Below are 479 nucleotides of genomic sequence, written 5' to 3'. Positions count from 1 at the left end.
TGAGGCTGACCATAATAAAATGACGATGCTTGTCCTTTACGTAGTGCACGCATGACTTCAATACCTTTAATTGTGGCATAAGCCGTCTTCATAGATTTGAATCCTAATGTGGCCCTGATGATCCGCTTTAGCTTGCCATGATCACATTCAATCACGTTATTTTTATACTTAATCTGCCTGTGCTCAAGGTCTGGTGGACATTTACCTTCCCGTTTTAACCGTGATAAAGCACGTCCATATGTGGGTGCTTTATCCGTGTTGATCACTTGTGGAATTTGCCACTTCTTCACATTATTTAAAATTTTTCCAAGAAAACAATATGCTGATTTGGTATTACGTCTAGAAGAAAGATAAAAATCAATGGTATCGCCACGTTGATCGACTGCACGATACAGATAAGACCATCGTCCATTCACTTTTACTTAGGTTTCATCAATATGCCACGAGCTCAGATCTGTAGGATTACGCCAATACCAGCG

Annotated in this window: 1 pseudogene; it reads right to left on the bottom strand. The window is 40.1% G+C overall.

From position 1 onward, the window contains the following. Window positions 1-479, bottom strand: a pseudogene (locus H4I94_RS15765) (IS6-like element IS1006 family transposase); the annotation flags it as partial.

The organism is Acinetobacter sp. T_3_1, from assembly GCF_025377055.1.
In the GTDB taxonomy this organism is placed as follows: domain Bacteria; phylum Pseudomonadota; class Gammaproteobacteria; order Pseudomonadales; family Moraxellaceae; genus Acinetobacter; species Acinetobacter kookii.
The sequence above is the reverse complement of the archived record's forward strand: the minus strand, read 5'-3'. Positions and strand labels throughout refer to the sequence as shown.